16 protein-coding genes are annotated in these 17,720 nt (G+C 73.9%); 9 read left to right on the top strand and 7 right to left on the bottom strand.

What is annotated here, in order from left to right; all coding sequences use genetic code 11:
- Positions 1-240: 240 nt before the first annotated feature.
- On the top strand, positions 241-1,299 hold the full coding sequence (locus tag IE245_RS00865) for a helix-turn-helix transcriptional regulator (protein ID WP_229851018.1): 1,059 nt from the start codon (positions 241-243) through the stop codon (positions 1,297-1,299).
- A 92-nt stretch (positions 1,300-1,391) separates the two neighbouring features.
- The gene (locus IE245_RS00870; RefSeq protein WP_189944606.1) at positions 1,392-2,282 is read left to right on the top strand and encodes a helix-turn-helix domain-containing protein; all 891 of its coding nucleotides are present in this window, start codon (positions 1,392-1,394) and stop codon (positions 2,280-2,282) included.
- An 84-nt stretch (positions 2,283-2,366) separates the two neighbouring features.
- Here the strand turns inward: IE245_RS00870 and IE245_RS00875 are convergent, their stop codons facing one another.
- Entirely contained in the window at positions 2,367-3,728 is a 1,362-nt protein-coding gene (locus IE245_RS00875; RefSeq protein ID WP_189944607.1) for an aspartate aminotransferase family protein, read from the bottom strand.
- 210 nt (positions 3,729-3,938) lie between these two features.
- On the opposite strand from IE245_RS00875, the gene IE245_RS00880 reads away from it, so the two are divergent.
- Positions 3,939-4,532 (top strand): DJ-1/PfpI family protein, encoded by a 594-nt coding sequence (locus IE245_RS00880; protein WP_189944608.1) that lies wholly within the window; start codon positions 3,939-3,941, stop codon positions 4,530-4,532.
- 23 nt (positions 4,533-4,555) lie between these two features.
- Positions 4,556-5,449 carry a hypothetical protein gene (locus IE245_RS00885; RefSeq protein WP_189944609.1) on the top strand — a complete coding sequence of 298 codons (894 nt, stop codon included), beginning with the start codon at positions 4,556-4,558 and terminating at the stop codon, positions 5,447-5,449.
- A 13-nt stretch (positions 5,450-5,462) separates the two neighbouring features.
- Here the strand turns inward: IE245_RS00885 and IE245_RS00890 are convergent, their stop codons facing one another.
- Positions 5,463-6,347 (bottom strand): glycoside hydrolase family 19 protein, encoded by an 885-nt coding sequence (locus IE245_RS00890; RefSeq protein WP_189944610.1) that lies wholly within the window; start codon positions 6,345-6,347, stop codon positions 5,463-5,465.
- A 169-nt stretch (positions 6,348-6,516) separates the two neighbouring features.
- The gene (locus IE245_RS00895) at positions 6,517-7,458 is read right to left on the bottom strand and encodes an NADP-dependent oxidoreductase (protein ID WP_189944611.1); all 942 of its coding nucleotides are present in this window, start codon (positions 7,456-7,458) and stop codon (positions 6,517-6,519) included.
- Positions 7,459-7,650: 192 nt separating this feature from the next.
- Between IE245_RS00895 and IE245_RS00900 the strand changes: the two genes are divergently transcribed.
- On the top strand, positions 7,651-9,216 hold the full coding sequence (locus IE245_RS00900) for a PstS family phosphate ABC transporter substrate-binding protein (RefSeq protein WP_189944612.1): 1,566 nt from the start codon (positions 7,651-7,653) through the stop codon (positions 9,214-9,216).
- Between the two features lie 109 nt (positions 9,217-9,325).
- Complete coding sequence (locus IE245_RS37625; RefSeq protein WP_189944613.1) at positions 9,326-11,257, top strand: serine/threonine-protein kinase; 1,932 nt, start codon at positions 9,326-9,328, stop codon at positions 11,255-11,257.
- 15 nt (positions 11,258-11,272) lie between these two features.
- On the opposite strand, the gene IE245_RS00910 is transcribed toward IE245_RS37625, so the two are convergent.
- The 3 genes from IE245_RS00910 to IE245_RS00920 form a co-directional block, all read right to left on the bottom strand.
- Positions 11,273-11,599 carry a hypothetical protein gene (locus IE245_RS00910; RefSeq protein WP_189944614.1) on the bottom strand — a complete coding sequence of 109 codons (327 nt, stop codon included), beginning with the start codon at positions 11,597-11,599 and terminating at the stop codon, positions 11,273-11,275.
- Positions 11,596-12,135, bottom strand: a complete 540-nt coding sequence (locus tag IE245_RS00915) for a DUF6232 family protein (RefSeq protein ID WP_229851019.1) — start codon at positions 12,133-12,135, stop codon at positions 11,596-11,598. The genes IE245_RS00910 and IE245_RS00915 overlap by 4 nt, the downstream gene beginning before the upstream one ends.
- A 296-nt stretch (positions 12,136-12,431) precedes the next feature.
- On the bottom strand, positions 12,432-13,715 hold the full coding sequence (locus tag IE245_RS00920) for an adenylosuccinate synthase (RefSeq protein ID WP_189944615.1): 1,284 nt from the start codon (positions 13,713-13,715) through the stop codon (positions 12,432-12,434).
- A gap of 143 nt (positions 13,716-13,858) precedes the next feature.
- Between IE245_RS00920 and IE245_RS00925 the strand changes: the two genes are divergently transcribed.
- Positions 13,859-14,683, top strand: coding sequence for a diacylglycerol kinase family protein (locus IE245_RS00925; RefSeq protein ID WP_229851020.1), 825 nt, complete (start codon positions 13,859-13,861; stop codon positions 14,681-14,683).
- Here the strand turns inward: IE245_RS00925 and IE245_RS00930 are convergent.
- Positions 14,662-15,183 (bottom strand): GbsR/MarR family transcriptional regulator, encoded by a 522-nt coding sequence (locus IE245_RS00930; RefSeq protein ID WP_189944617.1) that lies wholly within the window; start codon positions 15,181-15,183, stop codon positions 14,662-14,664. The two genes, IE245_RS00925 and IE245_RS00930, sit on opposite strands and share 22 nt — an antisense overlap.
- A 75-nt stretch (positions 15,184-15,258) precedes the next feature.
- Between IE245_RS00930 and IE245_RS00935 the strand changes: the two genes are divergently transcribed.
- Complete coding sequence (locus tag IE245_RS00935) at positions 15,259-16,155, top strand: ABC transporter ATP-binding protein (protein ID WP_189944618.1); 897 nt, start codon at positions 15,259-15,261, stop codon at positions 16,153-16,155.
- Positions 16,152-17,720, top strand: a complete 1,569-nt coding sequence (locus tag IE245_RS00940; RefSeq protein WP_189944619.1) for an ABC transporter permease — start codon at positions 16,152-16,154, stop codon at positions 17,718-17,720. Before IE245_RS00935 ends, IE245_RS00940 begins: the two co-directional genes overlap by 4 nt.

Genomic DNA, 17,720 nt, shown 5'->3' on the forward strand with positions numbered 1-17,720 from the left:
GATCGGAACGAGGGAATGATTGATTCCCGGAATATCAATCATTCGGTTTCCGGGAACCCCCTCGTCATCTCCGGTAACTGCCGTCGGGACAACCCGACTTGATGAACTTCGGCCACTTGCTATGATCGCCGGACAACCGAATCACCGGGGCCGAGTTCGGGACCTGAAAGTTCAACGGGCAACCGACCCGGCCCGGCAGGACAACAGGGGGAATCACATGGGGCTCGCCTTGCGGAGACCGTGGCATTTGACGCGGCTCGTGAATATGCCATCGGGAACGAACCCGTCCACCGGCCCGTCGGGCCGGCCGTACTTACCGCCCCTCGGATCAAGATCGACGGGGGATTTCCCCCGCGCATGGATTTCGCGCACCGGCCGGCCGCGCCCGACACGCGTCGACGGCTGAGGAGGCGGTCATCCATGAAGAAGGCGACGGGGGAATTGGAGCTCGGGCGCTTCCTGCAGATCAGGCGCGGCCGGCTGAGTCCCGAGGACGTCGGGCTGACCGGTGACGCCGGGAAGCGGCGGCGGGTCTCCGGACTGCGGCGGGAGGAAGTGGCGCAGCTCGCCCGGGTGAGCGTCAACTACTACACCCGCCTCGAACAGGGGCAGAACGGCACCGCCTCTCCCGAGGTTCTGGACGCCCTGGCGACCGCCCTGCGACTGAGCCCGGACGAACGGGCCCATCTGCACGACCTCGCCGCCCGCTCGGGCCCGGCGCCGAGGAATCCGCAGCCCCTGACCGAGAGCGCCCGGCCGGCCGTGGCCCGCATGATCGCGGCCTACGAGAACGGGCCCGCCGTCCTGCTCGGGCGCCGGGTCGACATCCTGGCGTGGAACCGGCTCGCCCGGATCCTCTTCTCCGGCCACATCGACCTCGACCCGGCCGTCCGCGACGGAGACCTGCCCACCCGTGGCGGAGGCCTGCCCAACCTTGCCGAACTGGTGTTCCTGGAGCCGGGGTCCCGCGCGCTCTATCCGCATTGGATGGACGAGGCCCACGAATTGGCGGGATATCTTCGGGTCATGGCGGGCCGATATCCGGGTGACCCGCAGCTTTCCGCACTCATTCACCGCCTCAACGACAAGAGTCCGGAGTTCGCCGAGATCTGGTCCGGACATGTCGTCTGGGACAAGACCCACGGCACCCGGTCCGTGCATCACCCCAAGGTGGGACGGCTGACGCTGTCGTTCGAGACGCTTCGGCTCCCGGACGCCGCTGACCAGTGCATCGTCCTCTACCGGGCAGAATCCGGATCTTCCTCGGAAGCGGCGCTCGCCTCACTCCTGGAGGAATGAACCGGCGGCCGCGCATGGCCGGATTAAGGAATGATCCATAGGGGCAGGCTGGGGGCTGGCGGGGCGTTACATGCCCGTGGAACCGTGTTTCCATGAATGACGCAGCCCGCTTGGGCGATTTCCTCCGGTCCCAGCGCTGTCTCGTCACGCCCGAGGAGGTCGGCCTGCCTCCCGGCACGTCCCAGCGCCGCGTCCCCGGCCTGAGACGGGAAGAGGTGGCGCTGCTGGGCGGGATCAGTCACGACTACTACGCGCGCATCGAGCAGGGCCGGGTGCGGCGGGTCTCGCCCGCCGTCCTGGACGCGATCGCCCGCGCCCTGCTCCTCGACAACACCCAGCGGGCACACCTCTACTGGCTCGCGAACCAGGCCGCGGGCCAGGACGGGGCCGACGCCGTGCGGCGCGTCGCCTCCTCGATGCCGTCGCTGCCCGCGGTGGTGCTCAACCACCGCCACGACGTCCTGGACTGGAACCCGCTCGGGAGCGCGCTGCTCGCCTGGCACCTGCGCGGCACGGCGCCCCAGCCGGGCCCCGCCGCGTATCTCGTCGTCCGGCCCAACCTGGCCCGGATGGTCTTCCTCGACCCCCGCACCCGCGCCCTCTTCGGGGGACGCGACCGGCCGGCGGCCGGGGTGGCCGCCTCGCTGCGGGGAGCCGCCGAGCGGTACCCGACGGACCGCCGGCTCACCGGCCTGATCTCCGAACTGACCGAGAACAGCGCAGAGTTCACCGAGCTGTGGTGGCGGGCATCGGCCGCGTCGGCGGGCCCCGGGCCCCGGAACGCCTGCGGCCCGGTGACGTTCGACCATCCCGTGGCGGGGCGCATGGAGCTGTCCGTCGTCACCCTGGAACACCGCTCGGGCTCCGGCGAGCGGGCCGTGGTCTTCAGCGCCGAGGCGGGCTCCCCGTCCGAGCAGGCCCTCGCCCGGCTGCTCTCCCTCCTGCCGGGCCCGACGCGGTGCGGCGCGCCGGAGAGCGGCTAGACCCCCCGGGGACACCGGGCCCCGGGGGCCCGCCGGGGTGCGCCGACGGGGCGGGGCCCGTCGCGCGCCCCGGTGGGCCGGCGGTCAGACCGTGTGTTCGTCGGCGACGGCGAGGGCCGCGTCGAGGGCCGCCAGACCCTCCTTGACCTCGTCCTCGGAGACGTTGCAGGCGGGGACGGCGTGGGTGCGGTTCATGTTGACGAAGGGCCACAGGCCGTTCTTCTTCGCCGCGGCGCCGAAGGCGGCCATCGGCGCGTTGGCCTCGCCGGCCGCGTTGTAGGGGACGAGCGGCTCCCGCGTCTCCTTGTTCTTCACCAGGTCGAGCGCCCAGAAGACGCCCATGCCGCGGACCTCGCCGACGGACGGGTGGCGCTCGGCGAGCGCGCGCAGGCCGGGGCCGAGGACGGTCTCGCCGATGCGGGCGGCGTGCTCGACGACCTTCTCGTCCTCCATCACCTCGATGGTGGCGACGGCGGCGGCGCAGGCCAGCGGGTGGCCGGAGTAGGTGAGGCCGCCGGGGTAGGGGCGGGTCGCGAAGGTGGCGGCGATCTCCTCGCTGATGGCGACGCCGCCGAGGGGCACGTAGCCGGAGTTGACGCCCTTGGCGAAGGTCATCAGGTCGGGGACGACGTCGAAGTGCTCGGCGGCGAACCACCTGCCGGTGCGGCCGAAGCCGGCCATGACCTCGTCGAGGACGAAGACGATGCCGTACCTGTCGCAGATCTCGCGGACGCCGGCGAGGTAGCCGGGCGGCGGGGTCATGATGCCGGCGGTGCCGGGGACGGTCTCCAGGATGATCGCGGCGATGGTGCCGGGGCCCTCGAAGGCGATGGTGTCCTCCAGGTGCGCGAGGGCGCGCTCGCACTCCTGGGCCTCGGTCCCGGCGTAGAACGGCGAGCGGTAGAGGAAGGGCGCCCAGAAGCGCACCACGCCGGCGGAGCCGGTGTCGGAGGCCCAGCGGCGGGGGTCGCCGGTGAGGTTGATCGCGGTGGAGGTGGCGCCGTGGTACGAGCGGAAGGCGGAGAGCACCTTGTGGCGGCCGGTGTGCAGCCGGGCCATCCGGACGGCGTTCTCGACGGCCTCGGCGCCGCCGTTGGTGAAGAAGATCTTGTTCAGGTCGCCGGGGGTGCGCTCGGCGATGAGGCGTGCGGCCTCGGAGCGGACGTCGACGGCGAAGGCGGGCGCGAAGGTCGCGAGCTTCCCGGCCTGCTCCTGGATGGCGGCGACCACCTTGGGGTGCTGGTAGCCGATGTTGGTGTAGACGAGGCCGCTGGTGAAGTCGAGGTAGCGGTTGCCGTCGTAGTCCCAGAAGTACGAACCCTCCGCGCCGGCCACGGCGAGCGGGTCGATCAGGCCCTGGGCGGACCAGGAGTGGAAGACGTGCGCGCGGTCCGCGGCCTTGACGGCGGCACCGGCCTGGGGATCGGGTACGACATGAGGGGTCATGCCTCCGCACTGTAAGGAACCGCAGGTGGGACGGCCATCACCATCTTGTCCACCGAGAACGCGCCGGACGCGACACTGTGCTCTGCGGGACGGCGGCTGCGGATTCCGGCGCGGCTTCCGACGCGGATTCCGGCGGCGGCGGGCGGTTTCCGCGCGGCGGTGCGCGGATTCCGGTGGACAGGGCGCGGTCGGGCGCGACAGCCTGCCGTCATGACCTCCAGGACCGTTCACCTCGCCGTGTACGACACCCTCGCCGACTGGGAGACGGGGCACGCCACCGCGTGGCTCGCCCGGGACGGCTTCACCGTGCGGACCGTCGGCGCCGAGGCAGGGAAGCCCGTCACCACGATCGCCGGGGTGCGGATCGTCCCCGACCTCGCCCTGGCCGACCTGCGGACCGAGGACAGCGCGCTGCTGATCCTCCCGGGGGCCGAGAAGTACGACGAGGGCGACGAGCTCGCCCCCTTCACCGCCGCCGCCCGCGCGTTCCTGGACGCCGGGGTGCCGGTCGCCGCCATCTGCGGCGCCACCGCCGGGCTCGCCCGGGAGGGCCTGCTCGACGACCGGGCGCACACCAGCGCCGCGTCCTTCTACCTCGCCGCCACGGGGTACGCGGGCGGGGAGCGGTACGTGGAGGCCGACGCGGTCACCGACGGGGACCTGATCACCGCCGGGCCGACCGAGCCGGTCGCCTTCGCCCGCGAGATCTTCGGCCGGCTCGGCGCGTACGAGGGGAAGCGGGACGCCTGGTACCGGCTGTTCCACCACTCCGACCCGGCCGCCTTCGCGGAACTGAACGGCTGAACCGGCGGAACGAGCTGCGCGTCATGGACACGTCGGGGGGCGGTGCCGCCACCAGGGCCTTCGGGTGGGGGACGGTCGGGGCCGCGGTCGCGGCGGTGCTGTGCGCGCCGGCGCAGGTGTCCGCGTATCCGCCGCTGGTGCCGGAGGTGGCGCTGGCGGGGGTGTCGGCGCTGTGCGCCGCGGGCTGGGTGGCGGCCTCGTACCGGCTGCGGGGGAAGGGGCCCCTCGACGCGCCGCCGCGCAAGAGGCGGCCGGACAACAGGGTGCTGCCGTACCTCTTCGCCTTCGGGGTCCCGGTGTCCACCGTGACCGCGCTCCTCCTGCTCTTCACGCCGAGCAGCGCGCGGGGGCAGTGGGAGGAGCGGATGGAGGCGGCCGGGTACGGGGAGCACCGGGTGCCGGTGGTGCGGCTGGCGGGGAAGCCGGAGTACGTGCCGAAGGGCGAGGACAACGACCCGTATTACCTGACCGACGTCGTGGTGCGGGTGCCGTTCCGGGACGGGGCCCGTGAGGTCACCGTGAAGGGGTACTCCACCGCGCCCGAGCCGCCCGCGCCGGGCACGGAGCTGGCGGTGTACTACGCGCCGGGGGCGCCGGACGGACCGGTGAGCGAGCAGGACCGGGTCGGCCTGGACGGGGCGACCGTGACCTGGCTGGCCGTGTTCTTCGTGTGGCCGTGGGCGATCGTCGCCGGCTGCATGCTGAAGTCGCACCTCGGGGTGTCCGCGGTGCGGCGGGTGCGGCGCTTCCGGCCGGTGGTGCACCTGCCGGCCCTCGGGATCCTGCTGGCAGGGATGGTGCTGCTGCTGCCGGTGGCGCTGGAGTTCCCGGTGGCCGGGTTCGCCCGGCTGCCGGCCTTCGTCGGGGCGTTCGCGCCCGCGCTCGCCCTGACCTGGGTGGTCAGGACGAGCGGGTAGGGCGCCGGTGCCGCTAGCAGTACAGGTTCGCGCCCGCCGGGACGCCGAGGATCTGGGTGAACTGCTGGTACTTGGTGACGCGGCTCTGGACCTGGGCGGGGTTGCCGCCGTTGCACTCCAGGCTGCCGTTGATGGCCCAGATGGTCTGGCCGAAGCCGGCGCCGTTGACCATGGCGTTGTGGGCGGTCATGGTGCCGGGGCCGTTCTGGGTGTTCCAGTACCAGAGGCCGGTCATCATGGCGACGTCCGGCTCGCGCTCGACGCGCCAGGGGTTGTTCAGCAGGTCGATGCCGAGGGCGTCGCCGGCGGCCTTGTAGTTGAAGTTCCAGGAGAGCTGGATCGGGCCGCGGCCGTAGTAGGCGGCCTGCCCGGCCGGGCAGCCGTAGGGCTGCTTCGCGTCGCAGTAGTGCGGGTAGTTGGCGGTGTTCTGCTCGACGATGTGGACGAGTCCGCCCGTCTCGTGGGCGACGTTGGCGAGGAAGGCCGCGGCCTCCTGCTTCTTCACGGTGTCGCTGCCGGTGCCGGCGAAGGCCGGGTACTTCTTGGTGGCGGCGACCAGGCCGGCGTACGTGTAGAAGGGGTTCCGGTTCGGGAACATCTGGTTGAACTGGGCCTCGGTGACCACGAATCCGGACGGGTCGGGGGTGCCGCCGCCTCCGCCGGTGCCGCAGACGCCCTCGTCGCGCCAGACGTCGGTGGAGCCGGGACGCTCGTTCTGCGTCCACCACTTCGCGTACCAGTTGTGTCCGTTGTACGAGGCGGTCATGCCGCCGGTGTAGACCTGGCCCGAGTTCCAGGCGGTGACGCAGGCGGGAGCCGCGCCGGCGGTGGCGGGGAGCAGGATCGCGAGCCCGAGCGCCGTACACAGGGCGGCGAGCAGGGCGAGAAGACGTCGCATGCGCTGTCGTCCTTCCGGTGGGGGGAAGGCCAGCGAAGCGGCACTGGTCTGTACCTGTCAAGGTCTAGACCAGGATTCGCCCCCTGGGACCCGGGTCACCAGGGGGCGGAAGAAAGGTTTCTGACGGGCCGTCGGGGCCGATGTCTCAGATCCTCGGCACGGCGGCTCCTCAGATCATCAGGACGATGCGGCCCGGGCGGTGGCCCGCCTCCGCGCGGCGGTGGGCCTCCGCCGCGGACTCCAGCGGCAGCACGTCGGCCACCCGGGTCGCGAGGCCGCCCGTGCCGACCAGTCCGAGCAGCTCCTTCAGGAGCGCCGCGTCGGGGCGGCCGGTCACCGCGTCCACCCGGACGCCCCGTTCGGCGACCGGGACCCGCTCGCCGGAGGCGGAGACGAAGACCCCGCCGTCCTTGACGGCCGGCAGCAGCGGATCGGCGACCAGCGCCGCGTCGAAGACCCCGTCCACCCCGTCCGGCGCGGAGCCGAGCACCCCGGCGACCGCCTCCGCCGGCGTCCCGCGCGGCACCACCGCGTCGGCCCCGAGGACCCGCAGCTCGTGCGCGTCGTCGCCGTGGCCGAGGGCGACCACCCGGTGGCCGGCCCGCGCCGCCAGCTGCACCGCGAACCGGCCCACCACCCCGCTCGCCCCGGTGACGAGGACCGTCGAGCCCTCCGGCAGCGCCATCAGGTCCAGCGCCTGCGCGGCGGTCACCGCGGAGAGCGGCAGGGAGGCGGCCGCCGTGAAGTCCACCTCGTCCGGGACGGGGGCCAGCCACTCCGGCTCCACCAGGACGGTCTCGGCGTACGTCCCCGCGCCGGTCCCGTCCTCCACCCAGGGCACGAAACCGGCCACCCGGGTGCCCTCGGGGAGCCCCGGGGCCGGGTCGGCCAGGGTGCCCGCGAAGTCGTATCCGAGCACGAAGGGCGGGGCCAGCGCGCCGAGCGCGGCGGCGTAACGGCCGGAGCGGATCTTGAGGTCCGCCTGGTTGACCCCGGCGGCCCTGAGCCGCACCCGGACCCGCCCCGGAACGTCCGCGGGGTCCGGCTCCGGGCGGCGCACCGCCCGGAGGACCTCGGGTCCGCCGTAGGCGGTCACTTCGACGACACGCATGGGGTTCCTCCTCCGGAAGGCCCCCTCACGGCCATTACATCCACGCTCCGACGGCCCGGGCAACCCCGGCCGGGCCACCCGGACGACCCCGCCCCGGGGTCCCGCGGGCCGCCGCTGAACGAGCGGCGAACTCCCCGTGTCGAGCCGCTGCACCGACCCCGCCTTCGCACACCCGTCCGTACCGTTCCGGCCATGGAGTGGATAACCGCCGAGAACGTGATCGCCGTCGTCACCGCCCTGATCGGCGTCCTCGTCTCCGTCGCCGCCGTCTGGATCGGCCGCATCACGCCGGGCAAGCGGCTCGGCTACCGCGTCCAGCTCAACACCCTCCTCCACAAGGAGCGCGACACCCAGGACGGCGGGGTGATGACCGTCCGCGACGGCGAGGTGCTCGGCAGCGCCTCCGACGGCGCCACCCTCGTCCTCCTGCGCGTCGAGAACGACGGCGCCGTCGACATCACCCACGGCGACTACGCGCTCGACACCGGGGGCCACGCCCTGCGCTTCACCTTCGGCGAGGGCGCCTCCGCCGTCGACGTCTTGGGCGTCGTCGCCACCGTCCCGCAGGGGTGGGACTCGCTCCGCGACGACCTGAAGCACGAGCCGAAGCTCAGCCGGGCCGGGAACGCCCTCCTGGTCCCCCGGGTCGCCCTCGCCCCCGGCCAGTACTACAAGCTGCTCGTCCAGCTCGCCGGGCCCGCCACCGACGCCGCCATCGAGGCCCACGGCACCATCGCGGACGGCAGGATCCTCCGCAACCGCTCCACCACCCCCGACGACGAGTCCGGCCGCTTCGGCCCCGTCGCCCGCACCGTCACCGTCGTCCTCACCGCCTGTGTGGTCGCGCTCGCCGCGATCATCGTCCGCGAGCAGACCCCGCCGCCGATCGGCTGCGCCCGCGGCAGCCTCACCGTCACCGGATCCACCGCCTTCGCACCCGTCGCCCGGGAGGTGGCCGAGGCGTACGAGAAGGACTGCGCGGGCGCCACCGTCACCGTGGACGCCGACGGCTCCACCGCCGGCGTCCGCGACCTCGCCGCGGCCGGCGCGGCCACGGGCGGCAAGGGCTCCCCCGCCGTCATCGCCCTCTCCGACGGCCACGGCCCGGCCGGCCACCCCCGGCTGCGCGAGCACATGGTCGCCGTCTCCCTCTTCACCGTCGTCGCCCACGACGCCGTGCCCGTCGAGAGCCTCACCCTGGAGCAGATCCGCGCCCTCTACCGCGGCGACGTCGCCCGCTGGAACCGGCTGGAGGGCCCCGGCCTTCCGGCGGACCTCCCCGACCTGCCCGTCCTCCTCGTCAGCCGGGACGCCGGCTCCGGCACCCGGGAGGTCTTCCAGCGCCGGGTCCTCGGCCGCAACGAGCCCGCCAACTCCTCCCGCGACTGCGCCACCGTCGACGACAAGGAGGCGAAGGTGGTCCGCTGCGAACTCGACTCCACCGACCAGGTCCTGGCCACCGTCGCCCGCCTCCCCGGCGCCCTCGGCTACGCGGAGCTCGGCGCCGGCTCCGCCGCGCAGGGCCTGCACGGCATCGCCCTCGACGGCCGCGGCCCGGTCCTGGACGAGCTGGGCTCGTCCCCGTACCCCTACCGGGAGATCGAGTACGCCTACACCTGGGGCGATCCGCCGACCGACTCCCTCACCGCGAGCTTCCTCGCCTACCTGACGCGCGGGCGCGGGCAGGACATCGTGCGCGCCCGCGGACACCTGCCGTGCGCCACCCCGAAGGGGCTGCGGGTCTGCGGCGAGGAGTGACCGCCTTCGGACCGACGGGCCTGCGGGCCGACGGGCCTCCGGGCCGACACCGGACCGTGACCCCGACCGCGCCCCGGGCCGTCCGCCGCGTCTGGCATCCTCTTGCCACGTGGAGCCATTGAACGCGGAAGACCCGGTCGCCATCGGCCCGTTCCGACTCGTCGGCCGTCTCGGGGCCGGCGGCATGGGCCGGGTGTTCCTCGCGCGTTCGGCCGGCGGGCGGACCGTCGCCGTGAAGGTGGTGCACGCCGAGCTCGCCGCCCAGGAGGAGTTCCGGCGCCGCTTCGCCCGCGAGGTCGATGCGCTGCGGCGGGTCGGCGGCACCGGCACCGCGCCCGTCCTCGGCTCCGACACCGCCGCCGCCTCCCCGTGGGTGGCCATCGGGTACGTGCCCGGCCCCTCGCTGCGGGCCGTCGTCGGCGACGAGTACGGGCCGCTGCCGCCCGCCACCGTCCGCGCCCTCGGCGCCGGCCTGGGCCGGGCCCTCGACCACGTCCACCGGGCCGGGCTCGTCCACCGCGACCTCAAGCCCTCCAACGTGCTGCTGACCGTCGACGGCCCCCGGATCATCGACTTCGGCATCGCCCGGGCCGTCGACACCGTCACCGACGGCGGCCTCACCAGCACCGGCGCCGTCGTCGGCTCCCCCGGCTTCATGTCGCCCGAGCAGGTGCGCGGCGAGAAGCTGGGCCCGGCCTCCGACGTCTTCTGCCTCGGCTCGGTCCTCGCCTACGCGGCGACCGGCCGCTCCCCCTTCGGTACCTCCGACAGCGGCGTCCACGCGCTGATGTTCCGGATCGCCCACGACGACCCGGACCTGACGGACGTGGCGCCCGAGCTGACCGGGCTGATCCGGGCCTGCCTCGCCAAGGACCCGGCGCAGCGGCCGACGGCGGCCGAGATCGCCGAGACCCTGCCGGTCGCCGACCCCTGGCTGCCCGCCGACGTCCTGGCCCGCCTCGGCCGGCACGCGGCGCGGCTCCTGGAGGCGGAGAGCGGGGACGGCCCCGAGGGGCCTTCCGGGGCGGAGCGCACGGCGGGCGGCGCGGCCTCCGGCGCCCCGACGCCCGCCCCCGGTCCCGGCCTCGCCCCCGGTCCCGCGTCGGACCCGGGACCGGACCCGGAGCCGGTCCGGCCCCGGTCCCGTGCGCGGCGCCGCGTCCTGGCCGCCGCCCTCGCGACCGCCGCCGTCGTCGCGGCGGCGGGCGTCGGCTACGCGCTGTGGCCGCTCGGCGGCCCCGGCGCCACCCCCGACGGCAAGGGCACCCCCGCGTCCTCCTCGTCCTCCGCCTCCTCCGCGCAGCCCGCCGGGGCGGTGCCCGCCGCCTTCCTCGGCGCCTGGGAGGGAGTCCTGCGCGGCACCGAGGAGAGCCCGCGCGAGACCGTCCGGATCGAGCTCGTGCAGGGCGCCGTCGGCACCAAGACCGCCGTCTACACCCACGTCGGCGACGGACGCCTGTGCATGGGCCGCTCGCGGCTCGTCTCCGCCGACGAGGACAAGGTCGTCCTCGGGGAGTCCGACGTCACCACCAGCGTGCCCGCCGGGCGGTGCATGGCGGCCGCCCACCAGACCCTCGCCCTGCGCTCCCCCGAGGTCCTGGAGTGGACCTCGGGCGCCGCGAAGGCCACCTTCCGCAAGGCCCGCACCGGCGCGGCGGTCCTGCCCGCGGCGTACCTGGGCCGGTGGAAGATGAAGCCGCTCGTCGACGGCCCGGAGGCGGACCGCTACACCGACGAGGTGACGATCACCCAGGGCGCGGTCGGCGCCGCCGTCCTGCGCTCGCTGAGCTCCTACCCGCGCACGGACGAGGAGGGCAACACGCTGTCGGACGCCGTCAACTGCAGCTGGACGGCCATCCTGGCGAGCACCACGCCCCCGTACGTCCTCGGCCCCATGGCCCTGGAACCCGGCGCCGACCCGGAGTGCGTCCGCGACGACCCCGGCAGCTACCTGGTGCTGACGACGTACAAGGGCGAGGAACTCCTCCAGGTCTACCCGATGTACGACACCGAACCGGGCGAGTACCACCGGCAGGACTGACGCCCCCGGCGGGCGTCACCCCCCGAACAGCTCCAGGGCGGCCCGCACCGAGTCGAGCAGCGGCTGCCCGAGCGCGCCGACGGTCGCCGCGATCCCGGCGATGGCGAACAGCGTCCGCCGCCGGTCCGACCCGGCCGCGGCCTCGCCGAGCCCCGCCAGCCCCTCGTCGAGGGCCTCCCGGTCGGCCTCGGGCAGCTGCCCGCGCAGCGCCGCGGCCAGGCCCCGCACGACGGCGAGCGCCTCCGCCTGTTCCGGGGTGAGTGCGGGGGCGGGGGCGTAGTGGTGGTGGACGATGCCGTCGTTGTACCGTCCGCCGTGCATGTTCACGGTGTCGCCGCTCATTTCAGGATCCCCTTGTTCCCGGAGCCGCCGTACATGTTCACGACGTCGCCGAAGTAGTAGTTGCCCGGGTTGCCGATGGCCAGCGAGGCCACGCGCTCGTGGAGCTGCGCGTCGGTGTTCTCGATGGCGTGGGCGATCCTGTGGACGAGGCCGTGGAGCAGTTCCGGCGGCCCGGTCACGAGCGCGGTGGACTGCCCGTTGGTCTCGATGGCCAGGGTGAGGTGGGAGCGGGCGGTGACGACCGCGAGCATCTCGGCGAAGAGGTAGATCAGGCCGATGACCAGGGCGCCCCGGGCCAGGCCGATCAGCACCGAGCCGCCCGCCTCGTCGCTCCCGTAGGGATCGCGCGGGGCGTTGAGCTCGGTCAGCCCCTCGGCCACGGTGAGGAGGAGGAAGGCGAGGACGAACCAGGCGAGGCGCTTGCCGAAGAGCATCACGGCCTCGGAGCGCCGGGGCCGGAGGACGAAGGTGTAGACGCGGACGACGTTCTCCAGCGGATAGGCCGCTCCGCCGACCCAGAGGACCCTGCGGTCCACGCGCAGGTCGAGAGGACTGCTGCCCTGGAGATGGACGGGACCCGGCTTCCCCGGCCCGGGCGGTCCGGGCGATCCGGGTGGTCTCGGCGGTCCGGGCGGTCCGGGCGGTCTCGGCGGGGCGTTCTGGTCCATGGTTCCCCCTGTGACGCATGGGCGTGCGAACGTGCAGGGAGACTCATTAAGGGGTCGACTCCCCTGAAAAACAAGGCTGGTTCAAGCCTCGGAAGAGGGCCGGGACGCACGGAGGGCCCGCGCCCGGCCGAACCGGGTGCGGGCCCTCCGCGGGTGCGCGGGTCCTACAGGAAGGAGTTGATCTCGATGGTCTCGGTGCGGCCGGGGCCGACGCCGATGGCGGAGATCGGGGCGCCGGACATCTCCTCCAGCGCCTTCACGTAGTTCTGCGCGTTCTTCGGGAGGTCCGCGAAGGTCTTGGCCTTCGTGATGTCCTCCGACCAGCCGGGCAGGGTCTCGTAGATCGGCTTCGCGTGGTGGAAGTCGGTCTGGGAGTACGGGAGCTCCTCGACGCGCTTGCCGTCGATCTCGTACGCGACGCAGACCGGGATCTCCTCCCAGCCGGTCAGCACGTCCAGCTTGGTGAGGAAGAAGTCGGTCAGGCCGTTGACGCGGGTGGCGTAACGGGCGATGACCGCGTCGAACCAGCCGCAGCGGCGGTCGCGGCCGGTGGTGACGCCCCGCTCGCCGCCGATGCGGCGCAGCGCCTCGCCGTCCTCGTCGAAGAGCTCGGTCGGGAACGGGCCGGCGCCGACGCGGGTCGTGTACGCCTTGAGGATGCCGATGACCCGGCTGATCTTCGTCGGGCCGACGCCCGCGCCGGTGCAGGCACCGCCGGCGGTCGGGTTCGAGGAGGTGACGAAGGGGTACGTGCCGTGGTCCACGTCCAGGAGGGTGCCCTGGCCGCCCTCGAAGAGGACGACCTTGCCCTCGTCGATGGCGTTGTTGAGGATCAGGGTGGTGTCGGCGACGTACGGGCGGATCTGGTCCGCGTACTGGAGCATCTCCTCGACGATCCGGCCGGACTCGATCGCGCGGCGGTTGAAGACCTTGGCGAGGAGCTGGTTCTTCTGCTCCAGGGCCGCCTCGACCTTCTGCTCCAGGATCGACTGGTCGTACAGGTCCTGGACCCGGATGCCGACGCGGTTGATCTTGTCCGCGTAGGTGGGGCCGATGCCGCGACCGGTGGTGCCGATCTTGCGCTTGCCGAGGAACCGTTCCGTCACCTTGTCGAGGGTGACGTTGTACGGGGTGATCAGGTGGGCGTTGCCGCTGATCAGGAGCTTCGACGTGTCGACGCCTCGCTCGTTCAGTCCGCTCAGCTCGGAGAGCAGGACCGCCGGGTCGACGACGACTCCGTTCCCGATCACCGGGGTGCACCCCGGGGAGAGGATTCCGGAAGGGAGGAGGTGGAGCGCGTACTTCTGGTCGCCCACGACGACCGTGTGGCCGGCATTGTTGCCGCCCTGGTAACGCACCACGTAGTCCACGGATCCACCGAGCAGGTCGGTGGCCTTTCCCTTGCCCTCGTCACCCCACTGAGCACCGAGCAGCACAAGTGCGGGCACAGGCGTACACCCCTTCCGGGTGGGGCATGTCCAAGGTCAGGGGGCGTACGCCGCCTCACCGGTGTGCCCCGGAATAGACGAAGCCCCTGGCGCAATAGCGCAAGGGGCTCTTGCACAAAGATGCTACCCGAGGAAGGACCGAGGTGTCGGATCACGACCAGCTGCTGGTCATCGTCGACCCGGTCGCCCGCCGAAGTGACGGCGAGTCCGTGCGGATCGCGAAGGATGTCCTGTCCGCGGGAGCGGAGGCGAAGATCTGCCTGCCGGACTCCCCCGAGGAATTCTCCCGGGCCCTGTCCCGGCGCGGCTCCCGCCGCCCCGTGGTGCTCGGCGACGACCGGGCGCTGCTGCGCGCGGTGGCCCTGCTGCACCGGGACCGGGCGCCGCTCTCGCTCGTCCCGATCGGCCCGCCGGACGCCCTGGAGGTCGCGCACGGCTTCGGCGTGCCGCGCGGCGCCGTGGCGGCGGCCCGGACGGTCCTGGACGGGGCGGTGCGGAGCCTGGACCTGCTGGTGGACGACAGCGACGGGGTGGTCCTGGGCGAGCTGCGGGTGCCGGCCGTGCCGGTTCCGGCGGCCGGCACCGCCCCCTCCGTCTGGGGGACGTGCCGCTCCCTGGTGCGCACCCTGGTGCGGCCGGCGCCGCCGTTCCCCGGCGTCCTGGTGCACCGGCTGCGGGTGGAGGCGGACGGCGTGCTGCTCGCGGACGTGGACGCCCCGGTCACGGCGGTGACGGCCCGCCCGGCGGACACCGGCCACGGCACGGCCGAGGTCACCGTCCACCCGTCCGGCCCCGCCGCCGCGCCCCGCCGCGCCGTCGCCGGATCCCTCACGGTCTCGGGCCCGGACTTCCGCTACCGCGCCGACGGCCGCACCACGGGCCCGGTCCGCCGCCGCACCTGGACGGTCCGCGCCGACGGCTGGGGCCTGACCCTGCCCCGGGAGCCTCAGGACGCGGCCGGCTCCTGACCCCTCCCGGCCGGCTCCCGGGCCGCCCTCCGTTCCCGCCAGCGGTCCATCAGGGTGAGCATCTCCTCCTGCATGAAGGCGAAGAAGTCGGCGGTCTCGGTGGTGCGGGCGCCGGCGGCCGTGTCGGGGCCGAGGGTGGCGGCGCCGTCGCGGAGGACCTTCTCCCAGCGGAGGAGGACCTGGTCACGGCGGGTGAAGGTCTCGTACCAGATCTCGTTGTGGAGGACGTACCGCTCGCGGCGGGTGCCCGGTTCGCGTTCGCGGGCGACCATGCCGACCTGGGTGAGGTAGCGGATCGCACCGGAGACGGCGGCGGGGCTGATCCTGAGCCGTTCGGAGAGCTCCGCCGAGGTGAGGGAGGCGGTCTCGGAGGCGAGCAGGGCGGCGAAGACCCGGGAGGCCATCCGCTGCATGCCGGCCTCGGTCAGCTCGCCGGCGAAGCGCTCCACGAATCGGGAGACGGCCTCCTCCTGCGGCGGGGTGCCTTCGGTGCTGGTCATGGCACGACTCTATACCGCGCCTTTTTACGGTTCCTTAACTTCACAAGTTTGTGAAATAAGCGTACGTTCCGAAGCATGACGAACGCCATCAGCGTCACCGGCCTCCACAAGTCGTTCGGCCGCACCCACGCCCTCGACGGACTCGACCTCACCGTCGCCGCCGGCGAGGTCCACGGCTTCCTCGGCCCCAACGGCGCCGGGAAGTCCACCGCCCTCCGCGTCCTCCTCGGGCTGCTGCGCGCCGACTCCGGCACCGCCCGGCTGCTCGGCGGCGACCCGTGGGCCGACGCCGTCGCCCTCCACCGGCGGCTCGCGTACGTCCCCGGCGACGTCACCCTCTGGCGCAACCTCTCCGGCGGCGAGGTCATCGACCTGTACGGGCGGCTGCGCGGCGGCCTCGACCGGGCCCGCCGCGCCGAGCTGATCGAGCGCTTCGAGCTCGACCCCACCAAGAAGGGCCGCACCTACTCCAAGGGCAACCGGCAGAAGGTCGCCCTCGTCGCCGCCTTCGCCTCCGACGCCGAGCTCCTCGTGCTCGACGAGCCCACCAGCGGCCTCGACCCGCTGATGGAGGAGGTCTTCCAGGAGTGCGTCCGCGAGGCCCGCGACCGGGGCCGCACGGTCCTGCTCTCCAGCCACATCCTCAGCGAGGTCGAGACCCTCTGCGACCGGGTCAGCATCGTCCGCAAGGGCCGCACGGTGGAGTCGGGCTCGCTCGCGCAGCTGCGCCACCTGACCCGCACCAGCGTCACCGCCGAACTCGCCGGACCGCCCCGGGGGCTCGACCGGCTCGCCGGCGTCCACGACCTGCGCGTCGAGGGCCGCACCGTCCGGCTCCAGGCCGACACCGACCAGCTCGACCCCGTCCTCGCCGCACTGCTCGCCGCCGGCGTCCGCTCGCTCACCAGCACCCCGCCCACCCTGGAGGAGCTCTTCCTCCGCCACTACGCGGACACCGGGGTGGCGTCATGACCGCCCTGGCCGGCACCGGCACCCTCACCCGGCTCGCGCTCCGCCGCGACCGGCTGACCCTCCCCCTGTGGGCCGTGGTCACCGGCGGCCTCGTCGCCTCCGGACCCGGCTCCCTCGGCGGGCTCTACGGCACCCCCGAGGCACGCGCCGAACTCGCGGCCTCCATGACCGCCGACAGCTCCCTGCGCTCCCTCTACGGGCCGGTCTTCTCCGACTCCCTCGGCGGACTCGTCGCCTGGCGCTTCGGCACCTTCGCCGCCGTCCTCGCCGCCGTCGCCTCGCTGTTCCTCGTCGTCCGGCACACCCGCGAGGAGGAGGAGACGGGCCGGCAGGAACTTCTCTCCGCCGGAGCGGTGGGCCGCCGGGCCCCGCTCACCTCCGCGCTGCTCGCGGCGCTGACGCTCAACGCCGCCACCGCCCTCCTCGTCGTCGCCGGACTCGCCGGCCAGGGCCTCGCCGGGGCGCTCGCCCTCGGCCTCGCCGTCGGCGGCACCGGCATGGTCTTCGCGACCGTCGCCGCGCTCGCCGCCCAGCTCACCGAGAGCGCGCGGCTCGCCAAGGGCCTCGCCGGCGGCGTCCTCGGCCTGGCCTTCGTGCTGCGGGCGGCGGGCGACTCCGGCGACGCCTCCGGCTCCTCCCCGCTGACCTGGCTGTCCCCCGTCGGCTGGGCCGAGAACGTCCGCGCCTACGGCGACGAACGCTGGTGGGCGCTGCTGCCGATCGCCGCGGCCGTGCTCGTCCAGACGCTCCTCGCGTACGGGCTCGCCGCGCGGCGCGACGTCGGCGCGTCCTTCCTCGCCACCCGGCCCGGCCCCGCCGCCGGCCGGCTCGCCACGGCCGGCGCGCTCGCCCTCCGCCTCCAGCGCGGCGCGCTGACCGGCTGGGGGCTCGGCTTCCTCCTCGGCGGACTCGTCCTCGGCGGCATGGCGGACGGCGCGGCGGAGCTCGTCGGCGACAACGAGCGGGCGCGGGAGATCTTCCGGCGGATGGGCGGCCAGGACGGGCTGACCGACGCCTTCCTCGCCACCCTGGTCTCCCTCTTCGGGATGCTCGCCGGCCTGTACGCGGTCGGGGCGGTGCTGCGGGCGCACGGCGAGGAGACCTCGGGGCGGGCGGAACCACTGCTCGCGGCCTCGCTCGGGCGGGTGCGGTGGGCGGCGGGCCACCTCGCCCACGCGTACGCCGGCTCCGCGCTGATCCTCGCCCTCGCCGGCCTCGGCCTCGCCCTCTCGTACGGCGACGACCTCGGCCCGCTCGTGGGCGCGGCGCTCGTCCGGCTGCCCGCCGTGTGGACCCTCGCGGGGGTGGCGGTGCTGCTGTGGGGCGCGGCGCCGCGGGCGGCCGCGGCCGGGTGGGGAGCGGCGGGCCTGTGCCTGGCCCTCGGCTGGATCGGCCCCGCCCTGGGCCTCCCCCGGGCCGTGCTCGACCTCTCCCCCTTCGCCCACCTGCCCACGCTGCCCGGCCCGGACCCGGAGTGGACCGCGCCCCTCCTGCTCACGGCGCTTGCGGCGGCCCTCACCGCGGCCGGTCTGGCGGGGCTGCGGCGCCGCGACCTCCAGGTCTGA

Source organism: Streptomyces roseolus (assembly GCF_014649855.1).
GTDB lineage: Bacteria > Actinomycetota > Actinomycetes > Streptomycetales > Streptomycetaceae > Streptomyces > Streptomyces roseolus.

Excerpts from the sequence above, each read along its gene's own strand:
- IE245_RS00930 (WP_189944617.1), bottom strand. The coding sequence starts at position 15,183 with ATGACCAGCACCGAAGGCACCCCGCCGCAGGAGGAGGCCGTCTCCCGA.
- IE245_RS00940 (WP_189944619.1), top strand. The coding sequence starts at position 16,152 with ATGACCGCCCTGGCCGGCACCGGCACCCTCACCCGGCTCGCGCTCCGC.
- IE245_RS00900 (WP_189944612.1), top strand. The coding sequence starts at position 7,651 with ATGGAGTGGATAACCGCCGAGAACGTGATCGCCGTCGTCACCGCCCTG.
- IE245_RS00880 (WP_189944608.1), top strand. The coding sequence starts at position 3,939 with ATGACCTCCAGGACCGTTCACCTCGCCGTGTACGACACCCTCGCCGAC.
- IE245_RS00885 (WP_189944609.1), top strand. The coding sequence starts at position 4,556 with ATGGACACGTCGGGGGGCGGTGCCGCCACCAGGGCCTTCGGGTGGGGG.
- IE245_RS00870 (WP_189944606.1), top strand. The coding sequence starts at position 1,392 with ATGAATGACGCAGCCCGCTTGGGCGATTTCCTCCGGTCCCAGCGCTGT.
- IE245_RS00910 (WP_189944614.1), bottom strand. The coding sequence starts at position 11,599 with ATGAGCGGCGACACCGTGAACATGCACGGCGGACGGTACAACGACGGC.
- IE245_RS00890 (WP_189944610.1), bottom strand. The coding sequence starts at position 6,347 with ATGCGACGTCTTCTCGCCCTGCTCGCCGCCCTGTGTACGGCGCTCGGG.
- IE245_RS00935 (WP_189944618.1), top strand. The coding sequence starts at position 15,259 with ATGACGAACGCCATCAGCGTCACCGGCCTCCACAAGTCGTTCGGCCGC.
- IE245_RS00895 (WP_189944611.1), bottom strand. The coding sequence starts at position 7,458 with ATGCGTGTCGTCGAAGTGACCGCCTACGGCGGACCCGAGGTCCTCCGG.
- IE245_RS00875 (WP_189944607.1), bottom strand. The coding sequence starts at position 3,728 with ATGACCCCTCATGTCGTACCCGATCCCCAGGCCGGTGCCGCCGTCAAG.